Consider the following 13,735-nt stretch of genomic DNA (forward strand, 5'->3'; position numbering starts at 1 on the left):
CCCGGAGCGCAGCGCAGGGGCCGTATGCAGGGCCGGGGCGTTTTGCCAACTTTTGCGCCGTCAAAAGTTGGCCGCCGTCAGGGCGGAAGGGGCCGGCAGAGCCGCCATCCACAATGGATATGTCCACCGGAGCCGGAGCCAGAGCCAAAAAATCAAAAGCATCGCCGGCAAAACCGCCCCCCACAGAAGCGGATCAAAACTCCAGGGTGCTCGACAAACTGACCTGCCGCGAATCCCCCACGGCCACGAAGAAGCGGTTAACCGCCGAGGTGTAATAGGTCTTGTCGAACAGGTTCTTGACGTTCAACTGAAAGCGCACCTTGTGCTCGTCCAGCTTGGTTTCATAGGTGGCAAACGCATCCGCCACGGTATACGCCGGCAAGTCGAAATCATTCTCCGCATTACCCGCGCGCGCCCCCACGTAACGCGCCCCGGCCCCCAGGCGCAACCGGTCGCCACCGAACAGACTGCCCACCTCATACACCGCCGACAACGAACCACTGTGCTTGGCCACGTTCTGCAAGCGGTTGCCCTTGAGCGTCGGATCATCGGTCACCTCGGCATCGGTAAACGCATAGCTGCCAATCACACTCCAGCGCTCGCTCACCTGCCCACTCAAGTCCAACTCCACGCCACGCGAATTCACCTCCCCGGCATTGCTGTAGCGGGTATCGCCAGTGGCCTGGTCGAAGTTCGCCACCAACACATTGCGCTTGGTGATATCGAACAACGCCAGGGTCCCGGTCATCGAGCCAGGCATGTCCAGCTTGGCCCCCAGCTCCCACGACGTGCCCTGCTCCGGGTCAATCGCCGAATCCAGCAGCAACCCGCCCGTCAGCGGCGCAATGCTTGAGTTGGGCTTGAACGACTCGCTGTAGCTGCCATACAACGACAGGGTATCGTCGACCTTGTACACCAACCCCGCATGCGGCACCCAGGCCTGGCCACTGTTGTCGGTGTTGGCCTTGAACGGCCGCCCCCGCCCCGCGTACTGGTCGAACGTCTGATAACGCGCCCCGGCCACGAAGATCCAGTGTTCATCCAGGTGCACGGCATCCTGGAAGAACACCGAGTCGCTGCGCAACTGGTCGGTCTGGTCGCTGTCGCTGGCACGCACCGCAGTACCCTGCACTTCCCGCCCATACACCGGATCGAGATAGCTGAAGACGCTGCGGCTGGCCTGGCGGATCAGGTCGGCGCGATACACCTTGCGATATTCGTTGTCGATGCCCAGCAGCAGGTCGTGCTGCATGCCAGCGAGCTGCACCTTGCCGTCCAAACTCGCCGTCGCGAAGCGGTCGCTGCTCAGCGCGCCGTGGGTGCCGTCGATGCTGCGGGTCAGAGTGCCACGCGCCGCATTCACCCCGGTCACCCGCACCTGACTGGCGTCGTAGGTTTCGCGGTTGAAGCTGTAACCGACGTGCGCCTTCCAGTCGTCGTTGAGCTGATGATCGACTTCCAGCCGATACAGGTCGGAGCGCCCTTCCATGTCGTTGAACGGCTCGTCCAGCCGCCGCGTACGGGGGATGTTCAACGGGTGATTGGTGACCGGGCTGATCGCCGTGCCACGGTCGAACGGGTAGAGAAACTCGCGGTGCTCGTAGGCCAGCAATACCTGGGTGTCCTCACCCAGCCAGGCAATCGACGGCGCCACCAGCGACTCGCGGTGGGTGCCATAGTTGCGCCAGTAGTCTTCGTCCTCATGGTCGAGCACCAACCGGTAGGCCAGGTTGCTCTCGCCCAGCGCGCCGCTGCTGTCGAGACCACCGCCGCTGCCGTTCTTGCCGCTGCCATAGGTCGAACCACGCAGGTTGATCGCGTTGTACGCCTGCAATTGCGGGCGTTTACTAACCACGTTGATCACCCCTCCCGGGTCCTGGATGCCATACAGCAGGGACGCCGATCCCTTGAGCACTTCCACCCGCTCGGTGGTGGCATTGAGGCTGCGGCCCTGCACGATCGGCATGCCATCACGCATGATCGAACCGTCGCGATTGTCGCCAAAACCACGCTTCATCACCGTGTCGGCAGTGCCGCCGAAGTTGTTGCCCTGGGTGATGCCGCTGACGTTGTACAAGACGTCGTCGAGGTTACGGGGCGCCTGGTCCCGGATGACCTGGGCCGGCACCACGTTGATCGCCTGCGGGATTTCCTGGTTCGGCGCCTGGCCGCGCATGATCGACGCAGTAACGGGTGGCTGGTAGCTGCCGACACTGTCCTGTTGCGAGTTGACCGTGGTCGGCTCAAGGTTGAGCGCAGCGCCTTGCGCCAGCGGCTCAAGGGTGACCGTGCGGGCGTTGAGCCGACGGTAGCTGTAGCCGCTGCTGCCCAGCAGCCGTTGCAGGGCCTGCTCGGCACTCAGCGCGCCGTTCAGGGCCGGGGCGTTCAGCCGAGGCAGGTCGACGGTGTAGACCACACTCAGGCCCGTCACCCGGCTGAAGTCGTTGAGCGCCTGCGGCAATGGCTTGCTCGCCTGGGCAAAGTTGAACCACGGCTCGATCTGCTCCGCCGCCTGCGCCACGCCGACCGCCGAGGCGCCGGGAAAGAGCGCCGCAGCACCGAGACAAATTGAAACGGAACGTACTACCGATGACGTTGCCCTGAACTTCATGCCGATGACCTGTGCGTGAACGACGTTTATGCGAATAAATCGCATTTCCAGACACTACACGGTTGTCGAACAAAAAGTCCTCAGCGGTTTCTGCAAAAATAATTTTCAGCGCAGCAGCGTGACCCGGCCAAGCACGGTGATGCGCTTGAAGCCGGCGACCGAACCGAGGGCATCCAGCGCCGCCAGCGGATCGTCGGCCGGGAAACTGCCGCTGACGTTGCGCTCGCCCAGCTCGCTGCCCAGCAGCACGATGCGCCCAGGGTAGTGCCGGGCGAGGTCTTCCACCACCTGGGCCAACGGCACCTGGTAGTAGCTCAACCAGCCCTGCCGCCAGGCCAGCTGGCTTTCGCTGTCGACGCTGCGCAGCGGCTCGGCGCTGCCGTGGGCGAAGGCCACCTGCTGACCGGCGCCAAGCAGTTGCTGTGCCTCGCCCGCCGCAGCGCTGACGCCGACCTTGCCCGACAGCACCGTCACCTGGGCGCCATCGCCCTGGCGACGCACCTCGAACTGGGTGCCGAGCACCCGCACCTCGCCACCGTTGGCCTTGACCACGAACGGCGCGCCGGTGTGGCTGACCTGGAAGAACACCGCCCCACGGCGAATCTCGACCTGCCGCTGGCCATGCGCAAAATCGACGCTGATGGCGCTGTCGGCATCCAGCGTCAGTTGCGACTGGTCGGCCAGCGTCACGGTTTTTACTTCGCCGACGGCGGCGACGTAATCCGCGCCGAAATCATCGAGCCAGTTGCGCGGGTGCACGCCGGCAGCAAGCGCCACCGCGAGCATCAGGCTGGCCGACAGTGCCAGCCCGCCCAGGCGCGGACGCCAGCGCCCGTGCGCACCATCGGCGATGCTCGCCTTGCACGCCTCCAGGGCGCGCATCATGTGTTTCTCCACGGCGCTTGGCGACACGCCCATCGATGTGGCGATCTCAGCGTAGGTTCGGCCATGGAGGCGGTTGAGCAGGAAAATCTGCTGGGTACGCTCGGGCAACGCACAGAGTGCGGCGTTGATGCGGCGCAGGTCGTTGTCGATTTCCAGCGCCGCCTGCGGCTCGCTGCCGGGGCTGACGAAGGCACTGCCGCAGAGGCCGTCGGTGGCCCGCTCGCGGGCGTTTTCGCTGCGCAGGTGGTCGATGGCGATATTGCCGGCGCAGCGCAGCAGGTAGGTGTCGAGCGCCTCGACCTCGATCTGCGGGCGCCGCCAGAAGCGCAGGAACAGCTCCTGCACCAGGTCCGCCGCTGTCGCCCGACAGCCGACGCGCCGGCTCACCAGGCTTTCCATGCGCGCCCGCTGGGCGAGGAATACCTGGAGAAAGCGCGCCCGGCCGGGCCCGTTCTGGTCGAGCGGCTCGCTCATCGGTTCAGATCACCCCAAGCGCCGCCAACGGCCCGAACAGCAGGCTGGCGGCGGCCAGGCCAAGCATCAGTCGCGGTCGGTATGGCAGGACAAACACCCACAGGCACAGCCCGGCCATCAGTACCGCGAACCACTCGACCAACCCCATGGCCCAGCCGCTGTGCGCCACCGCCAGCCCTAGCGCGACCGCCAGCAACAGCCAGCCGCCGACCTCCAACGCACGCCGCCGGGCGCGGCTCGGCGTATGTCCGAGCAGGTCGCGGTAGTGCCGTTCCATCGCCAGACACAATCCGGCAACGCCGGCAAAACCGAACAAGGCAATGGCCAGCATCATGGCACCTCGCTTTCGATCAGCGGCGCGGCGTTGGCGACCTTGGCGGTGCGTTTGGGCGCAACCACTGGCGGGCGCCGCATCGTGTTGCTGGCCCACAGCAGGAACAGCCCGGTGCCCAGTGCGCTGAGGTCGAAGCCGGCCATCGCCCAGTCGCCGGCCTGCAACGAATGGTTCAGGCCCTGGCCCGTGGTGAAGGCGTTGATCAGCGGCAACGCCAGCCAGAACATCGCCCCCAGCGACAACTGCTCGCCCCAGGCGCGGCGCCCCGGACGCAACATCGCATGCACCACGGACAGCCCCCAGAGGGTGAAGAAGGTGTTGATCTCGGCGTCGGCACGGCCCTCCTGCAACGCCGGGATCAGCCGGTTGGCCCAGAAGAAGCCGGCCACGGCAATGATCAGGCCGCTCATGCTGGCGATGTTCAGCACTTCGACCAGGCGCAATTCGAATGGCTGGGTGCCACGCTTGGCATGCTTGAGCTGGCGCTTGCCGAGCCACATCACCAGGCCGGTGCCGATCACCGCCGTGCCGGCCAGGCCGAAGAAGAAGTACAGCCAGCGCAGCAACGGGCCAGCGAATTCGCCCATGTGCAGGCCGTAGAAGCCACCCGCAATCAGCATCGGCGCCGGGGCGGAGGAACCGCTGCTGAGCAGCGCGCCGTCGACGCCATTGAACAACCAGCCGTCGCCACGCTGGTGGCCAATACGGTCGCCGGCATAGCGGGTGAAGCGCACGCGGGCGTTCTCGTCGCCGGGGTTCTGCACTTCGACCCAGGCCAGGCGCGCGCCCGGCGCCTGCTCCTGCACCTTGGCGTACAACGTCGACAACGGCAGCGGCGCGGCAGCAGTGCCGCTGGCCTTGAGCGCTTGCGGCATGCCGAACACATCGTTGAAGAAGGCACGGGTGTCGTTGTTGTAGCTGGCGAGGATGCTCGCCGGCATCACCAGCGACATGAAGATCACCAGGCTGCTGTAGCTGATCATCAAGTGGAACGGCAGCACCAGCACGCCGATGGCGTTGTGCCCGTCGAGCCAGGAGCGCTGGGCCTTGCCCGGACGGAAGGTGAAGAACTCCTTGAAGATCTTCTTGTGGGTAATGATCCCGGTGATCAGCCCGACGAACATCATCAGCGCACAGAACGTCGACAGCCAGCGCCCCCAGGGGTGCGGCATCTGCAACTGGAAGTGGAAGCGGTAGAAGAACTCGCCGCCGCGGGTGTCGCGTGCTTGCAGTTCGGCGCCGGTGGCGGGGTCGAGGGTCTTTTCGGTGAAGTCGCCACGACCGCCGCCCGCTGCTCGCCAGCTGACGTTGAGCGCCGGCTCGCGGGCGTTGGGCAGGCTGATGAACCAACTGCCGGCGCCGACGGCGTGCTGTTGCAGGTAGCCCTGGGCCAGGTCGAGGCTGGCCGCGGCATCCAGTGGCCGGCTGGGGATTTCCGGCTGGGTCCAGTGGTTGATCTCGGACTTGAAGTAGGACAGCGTGCCGGTGAGGAAGATGGCGAACAGCAACCAGCCAAAGATCAGGCCGGACCAGGTGTGCAGCCAGGCCATGGCCTGGCGGAAGCCTTCTTTCATGGGGTTTTCATCCAGTAGACGAGCCCGTTGAGCAACGCCAGCGCGGCGCTCGGCAGCAGGATGCCGAGCCAGGCCTGAGCGGCGCTGCGACAGGCGAAGCTCCAGAGAATCGCCACCAGGTAAAACAGGAACGACAGCATCATGCCGGTGATCACTGCCTCGGCCTTGGGCATTGGCAGCACCAGGCCCATGCAGACGCTCGCCATCGCTGCCAGCAGATAGCCACCCAGCAGGGCGGCAAGGCAACGGGAGGTCACGGCCAGGCGATAACGCAACGGCAGCCCGGCAGCTTTGCTTTTCATGGGATCAGTCCATTGGGGAAAGACCGCCAATATTAATGATAAATATTCTCACAAGCAAAGAGCGCCCTGCTTTTCTGTAGCCGCTGGCTTGCCAGCTCCAGGCCTGGGCGCATATCCAGCGGCTCAATCAGCGCCTGCGCGGGATCGGTTCGTCGCTGGCCCACGCAGCCCTGCACGCGCACAACCCGATCAGGGCAACTACCACACCGCGCTGCCGGCGCTGAACGTGATGTATCACCTGAGCGACGAGTGGAACCTGTACGCCAACCCCTCGGCCGAAAGCGCCGACGGCAGCACCGGCAACATCCCCGGCTAGATGCTCTTCAGCAGCCGCGCGGCCTACGATTTCGGCCCGCAGCTATCAAACCTGAACGTCGCCATCGGGGTGCGCAATATCTTCAATCACCAGTACTTCACGCGCTCGTTCGACGACAACAACAAGGGCAAGTACGTGGGTGAACCACGGACTGTATACCTGCAGACCTCCCTCGCGCCCTGACCCAGCGCATGCAAAAGCCCGGCCTGCGTCGGGCTCTTTGCTACAAGATATTTTTCTTCTTCAAGGGGTTGCAAGTTTCCGCCAAGTGCCTGACCTTGTAGTCAAGAGGCGATGATTTCCATGGGCCGCACAGGCCACATCGATTCTCTTGCGAGCTAGCTGAATAAGGGATTGAACTATGCAAATCCAAGTCAATAGCGACAACCATATTCAAGGCAACATCCGGCTGGAGCAGTGGGTCCGCAGCACGGTAGAAAGCACGCTCGAACGTTATGAAGAAGACCTCACCCGCGTTGAGGTCCACCTGCGGGATGAAAACGGCGACAAGCCCGGCCCGCACGACAAACGCTGCCAGATGGAGGCACGCCCAAAAGGCCATCAACCGATTTCCGTCACCCACAAATCCGCATCGCTGGAGCAGGCCGTGGAAGGTGCCGCGAGCAAACTCGATCATGCCCTCGAGCACTTCTACGGCAAGTTGCGCAACAAGCGCGCCGTGGTTCAGCAGGGCGCCGAGCCGGTGAATGACGGGTTGTTGCAGGAAGAGTTCCTGGAAAACGAGCAAGCTCGCCTGGGATAAGCTTTACCACGTAGAGGAGGCGGGCCGGGGGCCCGCCTTTTTTATGGCCCGGAGCGGCAGCGGCGCCGGTTAAACCTTGCCGTCGTCGCCGATGTCCTTGCCATTGGCATCGATGACCTTGGTCGACGGGTAACGCGACGACGCGTAGCGCACCACCAGAATCGAGAACGACAGCAGCAGAATCCCGCCACACACATACAGCAGGCCGACATCCGGTGCCTTGTGGTGCGACACGTCGCCGATCAGCAGGCGCGTCAGCGCGGTGATCGCCACGTAGAGCAGGAAGCGGATCGGCATGTGGTTGGTCTTGAAGTAGATCCCTACCATTGCGCCCAGCTCAAGGTAGATGAACAGCAGCAGGATGTCATCGACGCTGACCCCGCCCTTGCCCAACATGTCGATGAACGTGGCCACCGCGGCATATGCGGTTATCGCACCAATCCCGAACAACGCCAGGTAGTGGAAGGCTTCGACGCAGAGATTGCCGAGCGAGTCCGCAGAGCTGTGCAGCCCTTTGCGCAGTTTGTCAGCCCAATTGATGTTCACGATGCGAATTCCCTGAAACGACGTGGAAGGAGGATGCGGCAGACACATGACGCTTTGCCTGCATGCAGTAAAAAGGCCAGGAGCCGTGCTTGAGAAGGCGACCGATTGCCGCAAGGCACTAAAACTGCCCAGCGAAACGCACCCGGCGGACAAAACTGGGCTATAAAAATGCCACTATCCAAATCCGCTGGATTACCTTATGCTTTTAACTGTATAAAAACACAGTATTCGTACTCGTCAATTATCGAAAGGCATGTGAGGTGATGAATGGCCATCGAAGTGGTATACCGCAGCAGCCGCGATCTGGAGCGCTTGTTCATGGATAAAGCCGAAGCAGACCGTCACGACAAGATGCTCGAACTGGCCGAGCTGTTGGCCGAGGTACTGAAAAAAGCCGTGCCGTCGCTGAGCGAACAGCAGGTCGAAGATGCCGGTATCTACATGGCGAAAAACCGCGATGTGTTTGCCAAGGCCTTCAAGAGCCAGCCCGATGCCCTGGCCGAGTTGCTCAACGGCAGCGCTGCCGAGTAACCCCGCCTCAGCTGTTGTACACCAGCCGTTCCGCGAGCATCTGCGCCACCCGCGCCGGCGAGCGTTTTTCCGCTTGGGCGTGGGCGAACACTTCGGTCAGCCGCGAGGGTATCTGCGCCAGGTGCGCGGTGATGGTGCCGAGGTCTTCGCCCTGGTGCTTGAGCGCCACGTAGATCAGGCCGCCGGAATTGATGATGAAATCCGGGGCGTACAGGATGCCGCGGTTTTCCAGCTGATCGGCCACCTGCAGGGTGGTCAGTTGGTTGTTCGCCGAACCGGCCACCGCCGCGCAGCGCAGTTGCATCACGCTCTGGCCGTTGAGCACGGCGCCCAAGCCACAGGGTGCAAAGATGTCGCACGGCGTGCCGATCAGCGCCTCCGGGGCAATCGGATGGGCGTTGAACTGTTCCATCGCCAGTTGCACCTTGCCGGGGTCCAGGTCGCTCACCAGCAAATCCGCACCGGCGGCATGCAGTTGCTCGGCCAGCGCATAACCGACATTGCCCAGGCCCTGCACCGCCACCCGCAAGCCTTCCAGGTTGTCGCTGCCCAGGCGGGCCATCGAGGTGGCGCGAATCCCGGCAAATACGCCCATCACCGAATACGGCGACGGATCGCCGGCAGCCGTGGTGCTGGTAACGTGCTGGGTGGTCTGGGCAATGCAATCCATGTCCAGGGTCGAGGTGCCGCTGTCGGTACCAATGATGAAGCGTCCGTCCAGCGACTCGATAAATCGCCCCAGCGCCTCGAACAGCGCGGCACGGTTCTCCACATGCGGATTACGGATGATCACCGCCTTGCCGCCACCAAACGGCAGGCCGGCGAGCGCGGCTTTATAGGTCATGCCCTGGGCCAGGTGAATGGCATCGGTCATGGCACTGTCGTCGTCGGGGTAGGCCAGGTAGCGACAGCCGCCCATGGCGGGGCCCTGCCGCTCGTTGTGAATGGCGATCACGGCCTTCAGGCCTGTGGCCGGGTCGATACACAGGTGCAGCGACTGGGTACGGGTGGATTGCATGAGAGCAAACATCGTCGGGCCCTCGGGGTCGCGGTGCTTCACCAAGTATAGGCGGGGTCCTGCAGCCTGCTGCGGCACTGGACGAAAGCCCCTACCAGCGCTAAAACAACAGCTTGAGCGGAGATTGTCATGAGCCCACGCCAAGCCTGCCTCGCCTGCCTTGATCGCACCCCCGTCGCCCTGTTCGAGGCGGCGCTGTGGATCGCTGCCGAACACGACCCGAGCGTGCAGCCGCGCGAGGCGCTGGAGCAGGTGCGCGCCTTGCAACAGGAGGTGAGCCGCAAGCTACCGATGCTGCCGGTGGCCGAGCTGGCCCAACCGCTGTTGCGCGAGCTGTGCGCGCAGGGCTTTCAGGAAGACGAATATCACCCGTTACGACCGCAGGCGGCATTGCTCGACAAGGTGCTGCAACGCCGCCGTGGGCAGCCGTTGGCGTTGGCGCTGCTGACGCTGGAGGTGGCGCGGGGGTTGTCGATTCCGTTGGAGGGGGTGAATTTTCCCGGGCATTTTCTGCTGCGGGTGCCGGGGGCGGATCATCTGCTTGATCCCTGTGGTGGCCGGCGCCTGTACGCCAGCGACTGCCGCGAACTGCTGGGCCGGCAGTTCGGCCCACAGCTGGCGTTGAGTGCTGAGCATTTGCTGACGGCCAGCGCCCAGCAGATGTTGCAGCGCCTGTCGCGTAACTTGCGCCAGTTGCACGCAACCAACGATGACGATCTGTCGGCGTTGAAGGATGCCGAGCGGGTGTTGCAGTTGGGTGCGCCGAGCGCCAGCGATTATCTGGCCAGGGCGACCCTGTATCAGCGCATGGGGTGCCCGCAGGCCGAACGCTACGACCTGGAGCTTGCACTGCTGCTCAGCGACGACCCGATTCAGCAGTTGCGCCTGAGCGAACGGCTGAGCCATTTGCCACCGGCGTCTTCACCGTCGGTGCATTAGCACTCGCAGCTACAGAAATGCCTCAAGCCACTGTAGGAGCTGGCTTGCCAGCGCCTACGCTAGACGGCTTATGCCTCGGCTGGTGCATCCGCCTGCTTCGCCGGGTGCGCCTGGGCGAACGCCGGATGCGCCGCCGCCAGCGCCACCACCCGACGAATCCGCGGATACGCCGTCAGATCGGTATTGAACCGCTGCGCCGCATACACCTGCGGAATCAGGTACACGTCGGCCAGCCCCGGCTCAGCGCCGAAGCAGAAGCCGCTGTCGCCAATCAACTGCTCTACCGCCGCCAGCCCCTGGCCAATCCAGTGGCCAATCCATTGATTCAGCGCCGCCTCGTCATGCCCCAGCTGACGCAGCTGGTTCAACACGCTGACGTTATGCAACGGGTGTACATCGCAGCCAATCAGCGCCGCTACGCCGCGCACCTGCGCGCGCTGCACGGCGCTGCCCGGCAACAGCGCCGGCAGCGGATAAACCTCCTCCAGGTACTCGATGATCGCCGGCGACTGCAGCAGCAGCTCCCCGGAATCAAGCTTCAGCGCCGGCACTCGCCCCTGCGGGTTGAGCCGGGTGAAGGCCGGCTCACGCTGCTCGCCCTTGAGCAGGTTGACCGGCACCGCCTGGTACTCCACCCCCTTCAGCGCCAGGGCAATCCGCACCCGGTACGACGAGGTCGAACGGTAGTAGCCATAGAGATCCATTGCCCTGCCCTCTCAGCGTGCCGGTACGACTTTGCCACGGCATTCGCCGAAGCCGATCGACGCCACGCCGTCACGGCTGGCACGCGCCCGGAGAATGATCTCGTCGCCATCTTCGAGGAACTTGCGCACCTCGCCACTGGCCAGCTCGACCGGCTCCTTACCGCCCTGGGTGATCTCCAGCAGGCTGCCGAACTGCCCAGGCTTGGCCCCGGACAGGGTGCCCGAACCGAACAGGTCTCCCGGCTGCAACTGGCAACCGTTGACGCTGTGGTGGGCAACCATCTGCGCCACGGTCCAGTACATGCTCAGGGTGTTGCTCAGGGTCAGGCGGTGCGCCGGCAGGTTTTGCTCGCGCATGCGCTCGGTGAGCAGCAGCACTTCCAGCTCGATATCGAACGCGCCGTTGGCCTGGTCGCGCTTGTCCAGCAGGTACGACAGTGGCTGCGGATCGCCTTCCGGGCGGGCCGGCTGCGCGCAGCGGAACGGCGCCAGCGCTTCGGCCGTCACCACCCACGGCGACACCGTGGAGATGAAGCTTTTCGACAGGAACGGGCCCAGCGGCTGGTATTCCCAGGCCTGGATATCGCGTGCCGACCAGTCGTTGAGCAGGCAGAAACCGGCGATGTGCTCGGCCGCTTCGGCGACCGGAATCGAATCGCCCATCTCGTTGCCCTGGCCGATCCAGATGCCCAGCTCCAGTTCGTAGTCCAGCCGTGCGCACGGGCCGAAGCTCGGCTCGGTCTGGCCGGCCGGCAGGGTCTGGCCCTTCGGCCGACGCACGTCGGCGCCCGACGGACGAATGGTCGAGGCGCGGCCGTGATAGCCAATCGGCACGTATTTATAGTTCGGCAGCAGCGGGTTGTCCGGGCGGAACAGCTTGCCGACGTTCTTCGCGTGCTCGATGCCTACATAGAAGTCGGTGTAGTCGCCGATCCGCGCCGGCAGGTGCAGTTGGCACTCGGCCGCCGGGTACAGCAGGCCTTTCAGTTGCGCCTGGTACGGGCTGTCTTCGCCGAGCAGTTCCAGCAGTCGTTCGCGCAGCGCCACGCGGGCACCACGGCCGAGGGCGAAGAAGGCGTTCAGCGCACCGCCACGGGTGGCTTCAACGGCGGCGCGAGCCTGACTGTCGAACAAGCCGGCGGCCAGTGCTGCGTCGAGGTCGAGGATCGCCTCGCCGATCGCTACACCACAGCGACGCTCGTCGCTGCCGCGGCTGAAAATACCCAGCGGCAGGTTCTGCAGCGGGAAATCGCTATGCCCGTTGGCGTGTTCGACCCAACTGCGGGCAATGGCGGACTGATTCATGGTTATCTCCGATTCGGGGTGAAGGTGCTCGGCAAGGTAGCCCAGCAACTATCGTAGTCGGCCTGCAGTTGCGGGCAGTCAAGCGCATGGCGGGTCGGACGCAGCACCTGGCTGGTCTCGAACATGAAGGCCATGGTGTTATCGATCTTGCTTGGCGCCAGCTCGACGGCAATCGCCTTGTCGCAGGTGGGCGCATCCGGGCCGTGGGCGCTCATGCAGCTGTGCAGCGACGCGCCGCCGGGCAGGAAGCCGTCGGCCTTGGCGTCGTACTCGCCCTTGATCAGGCCCATGAACTCGTTCATCAGGTTGCGGTGGAACCATGGCGGACGGAAGGTGTTCTCGGCCACCATCCAGCGCGGCGGGAAGATCACGAAGTCGAGGTTGGCCATGCCCGGCACGCTGCTCGGCGAGGTCAGCACGGTAAAGATCGACGGATCGGGATGGTCGAAGCTGACCGTGCCGATGGTGTTGAAGCGGCGCAGGTCGTATTTGTACGGCACGTTGTTGCCGTGCCAGGCAACCACGTCCAGCGGCGAATGCTGCAACTCGCAGCCCCACAGTTCGCCGAGGAACTTCTGCACCAGTTGCACCGGGCCAGCCTGCTCTTCGTAATGCGCCACCGGGGCGAGGAAGTCGCGCGGGTTGGCCAGGCCGTTGCTGCCGATCGGGCCGAGGTCCGGGATACGCAGCGGGGCGCCGTGGTTTTCCGCCAGGTAGCCACGGGCCTGGCTGTCGAGCAGTTCGACGCGGAACTTCATCCCGCGCGGCAGCACGGCGATTTCCAGCGGTTCCACCTCAAGGATGCCCAGCTCGGTAACGATGCGCAGGCGCCCCTGCTCCGGCACCAGCAACAGCTCGCCGTCGGCGTTGAAGAACACCCGCTCCATCGAGCGGTTGGCGCAGTAGTGGTAGACGCTGATGCCGGCCGGTTTTTCCGCCGCCGAGTTGGCGACCATCGCGACCCAGCCGTCGATGAAGTCGGTCGGCTCGCTCGGAATCGGTTGCGGGCTCCAGCGCAGACGGTTTGGCGTCACCGCCCCCAGCGGGCCACCGGCCAACTGCCGCTCCAGGCGCTCGAAACGCGGGTGCAGCGCCGATGGGCGAATGCGATACAGCCAGGTACGCCGCGACTCGCTCCGGGTCATGGTGAAAGCCGTGCCCGAGAGCAGTTCGGCATACAGGCCGTAGGGGGCTTTTTGCGGGGAATTCTGACCAACCGGCAGGGCGCCGGGCAGTGCTTCGCTTGCGAATTCGTTGCCGAAACCGCTCTGGTAAGCGAGAGCAGGCGTGGAATCGAGGTTCATCGAGCCTCCAGGCCCCATACGGGCCGGTTGTGGCAGTTGGCTGCTCGCCTTGCCAGCGCTGACAGCACTTCTGCGTTATTTTTATCGTAATGACATTACGCATAACGTAATTTGATTACGAATTGCCGT

At 64.2% G+C, this 13,735-nt stretch carries 13 protein-coding genes and 1 pseudogene; 4 read left to right on the top strand and 10 right to left on the bottom strand.

The genetic code is table 11. The annotated features are described in order from the left end of the window. Positions 1-193: 193 nt before the first annotated feature. The 5 genes from DCO48_RS02405 to DCO48_RS02425 all read right to left on the bottom strand — a co-directional run bounded on the left by DCO48_RS02405 (position 194) and on the right by DCO48_RS02425 (position 6,180). A complete protein-coding gene (locus DCO48_RS02405) occupies positions 194-2,611 on the bottom strand; it encodes a TonB-dependent receptor (RefSeq protein WP_116549025.1) in 2,418 nt (805 codons plus the stop codon). Between the two features lie 105 nt (positions 2,612-2,716). Beyond that, positions 2,717-3,970, bottom strand: coding sequence for a sigma-70 family RNA polymerase sigma factor (locus DCO48_RS02410; protein WP_116549026.1), 1,254 nt, complete (start codon positions 3,968-3,970; stop codon positions 2,717-2,719). A gap of 4 nt (positions 3,971-3,974) precedes the next feature. Beyond that, positions 3,975-4,301, bottom strand: coding sequence for a DUF3325 domain-containing protein (locus tag DCO48_RS02415; protein WP_116549200.1), 327 nt, complete (start codon positions 4,299-4,301; stop codon positions 3,975-3,977). Next, on the bottom strand, positions 4,301-5,878 hold the full coding sequence (locus DCO48_RS02420) for a PepSY domain-containing protein (protein WP_116549027.1): 1,578 nt from the start codon (positions 5,876-5,878) through the stop codon (positions 4,301-4,303). Before DCO48_RS02420 ends, DCO48_RS02415 begins: the two co-directional genes overlap by 1 nt. Next, positions 5,875-6,180, bottom strand: a complete 306-nt coding sequence (locus tag DCO48_RS02425; protein ID WP_116549028.1) for a DUF3649 domain-containing protein — start codon at positions 6,178-6,180, stop codon at positions 5,875-5,877. Before DCO48_RS02425 ends, DCO48_RS02420 begins: the two co-directional genes overlap by 4 nt. A 262-nt stretch (positions 6,181-6,442) precedes the next feature. Between DCO48_RS02425 and DCO48_RS02430 the strand changes: the two are divergent. Both DCO48_RS02430 and DCO48_RS02435 read left to right on the top strand, forming a co-directional pair. Then, positions 6,443-6,679 (top strand): annotated as a pseudogene (locus DCO48_RS02430) (hypothetical protein); the annotation flags it as partial. A gap of 178 nt (positions 6,680-6,857) precedes the next feature. Next, positions 6,858-7,259 carry an HPF/RaiA family ribosome-associated protein gene (locus tag DCO48_RS02435; RefSeq protein WP_116549029.1) on the top strand — a complete coding sequence of 134 codons (402 nt, stop codon included), beginning with the start codon at positions 6,858-6,860 and terminating at the stop codon, positions 7,257-7,259. A 69-nt stretch (positions 7,260-7,328) separates the two neighbouring features. Here the strand turns inward: DCO48_RS02435 and DCO48_RS02440 are convergent, their stop codons facing one another. Then, positions 7,329-7,805 carry a phosphate-starvation-inducible protein PsiE gene (locus DCO48_RS02440; RefSeq protein ID WP_116549030.1) on the bottom strand — a complete coding sequence of 159 codons (477 nt, stop codon included), beginning with the start codon at positions 7,803-7,805 and terminating at the stop codon, positions 7,329-7,331. A gap of 267 nt (positions 7,806-8,072) precedes the next feature. On the opposite strand from DCO48_RS02440, the gene DCO48_RS02445 reads away from it, so the two are divergent. Further along, entirely contained in the window at positions 8,073-8,336 is a 264-nt protein-coding gene (locus tag DCO48_RS02445; protein WP_116549031.1) for a YebG family protein, read from the top strand. 7 nt (positions 8,337-8,343) lie between these two features. Here the strand turns inward: DCO48_RS02445 and DCO48_RS02450 are convergent, their stop codons facing one another. Then, the gene (locus tag DCO48_RS02450; protein WP_116549201.1) at positions 8,344-9,366 is read right to left on the bottom strand and encodes a Glu/Leu/Phe/Val dehydrogenase dimerization domain-containing protein; all 1,023 of its coding nucleotides are present in this window, start codon (positions 9,364-9,366) and stop codon (positions 8,344-8,346) included. Positions 9,367-9,483: 117 nt separating this feature from the next. On the opposite strand from DCO48_RS02450, the gene DCO48_RS02455 reads away from it, so the two are divergent. After that, positions 9,484-10,293, top strand: coding sequence for a SirB1 family protein (locus DCO48_RS02455; protein WP_116549032.1), 810 nt, complete (start codon positions 9,484-9,486; stop codon positions 10,291-10,293). A 68-nt stretch (positions 10,294-10,361) separates the two neighbouring features. On the opposite strand, the gene maiA is transcribed toward DCO48_RS02455, so the two are convergent. Genes maiA through hmgA form a run of 3 tightly spaced genes read right to left on the bottom strand, consistent with a single transcriptional unit; the run spans position 10,362 to position 13,606 of the window. Continuing rightward, positions 10,362-10,997 (bottom strand): maleylacetoacetate isomerase, encoded by a 636-nt coding sequence (gene maiA / locus DCO48_RS02460; protein ID WP_116549033.1) that lies wholly within the window; start codon positions 10,995-10,997, stop codon positions 10,362-10,364. 12 nt (positions 10,998-11,009) lie between these two features. Next, on the bottom strand, positions 11,010-12,302 hold the full coding sequence (gene fahA, locus DCO48_RS02465; RefSeq protein WP_116549034.1) for a fumarylacetoacetase: 1,293 nt from the start codon (positions 12,300-12,302) through the stop codon (positions 11,010-11,012). Between the two features lie 2 nt (positions 12,303-12,304). Then, positions 12,305-13,606, bottom strand: a complete 1,302-nt coding sequence (gene hmgA / locus DCO48_RS02470) for a homogentisate 1,2-dioxygenase (protein ID WP_116549035.1) — start codon at positions 13,604-13,606, stop codon at positions 12,305-12,307. Between the last annotated feature and the right edge of the window lie 129 nt (positions 13,607-13,735).

Origin of the sequence: Pseudomonas sp. SDI (assembly GCF_003105155.1) — a bacterium.
Lineage (GTDB): Bacteria > Pseudomonadota > Gammaproteobacteria > Pseudomonadales > Pseudomonadaceae > Aquipseudomonas.

Coding starts and splice junctions, on each gene's coding strand:
- DCO48_RS02445 (WP_116549031.1), top strand. CDS start 8,073: ATGGCCATCGAAGTGGTATACCGCAGCAGCCGCGATCTGGAGCGCTTG.
- DCO48_RS02410 (WP_116549026.1), bottom strand. CDS start 3,970: ATGAGCGAGCCGCTCGACCAGAACGGGCCCGGCCGGGCGCGCTTTCTC.
- DCO48_RS02425 (WP_116549028.1), bottom strand. CDS start 6,180: ATGAAAAGCAAAGCTGCCGGGCTGCCGTTGCGTTATCGCCTGGCCGTG.
- maiA (WP_116549033.1), bottom strand. CDS start 10,997: ATGGATCTCTATGGCTACTACCGTTCGACCTCGTCGTACCGGGTGCGG.
- DCO48_RS02455 (WP_116549032.1), top strand. CDS start 9,484: ATGAGCCCACGCCAAGCCTGCCTCGCCTGCCTTGATCGCACCCCCGTC.
- DCO48_RS02450 (WP_116549201.1), bottom strand. CDS start 9,366: ATGTTTGCTCTCATGCAATCCACCCGTACCCAGTCGCTGCACCTGTGT.
- hmgA (WP_116549035.1), bottom strand. CDS start 13,606: ATGAACCTCGATTCCACGCCTGCTCTCGCTTACCAGAGCGGTTTCGGC.
- fahA (WP_116549034.1), bottom strand. CDS start 12,302: ATGAATCAGTCCGCCATTGCCCGCAGTTGGGTCGAACACGCCAACGGG.
- DCO48_RS02435 (WP_116549029.1), top strand. CDS start 6,858: ATGCAAATCCAAGTCAATAGCGACAACCATATTCAAGGCAACATCCGG.
- DCO48_RS02405 (WP_116549025.1), bottom strand. CDS start 2,611: ATGAAGTTCAGGGCAACGTCATCGGTAGTACGTTCCGTTTCAATTTGT.
- DCO48_RS02420 (WP_116549027.1), bottom strand. CDS start 5,878: ATGAAAGAAGGCTTCCGCCAGGCCATGGCCTGGCTGCACACCTGGTCC.
- DCO48_RS02415 (WP_116549200.1), bottom strand. CDS start 4,301: ATGCTGGCCATTGCCTTGTTCGGTTTTGCCGGCGTTGCCGGATTGTGT.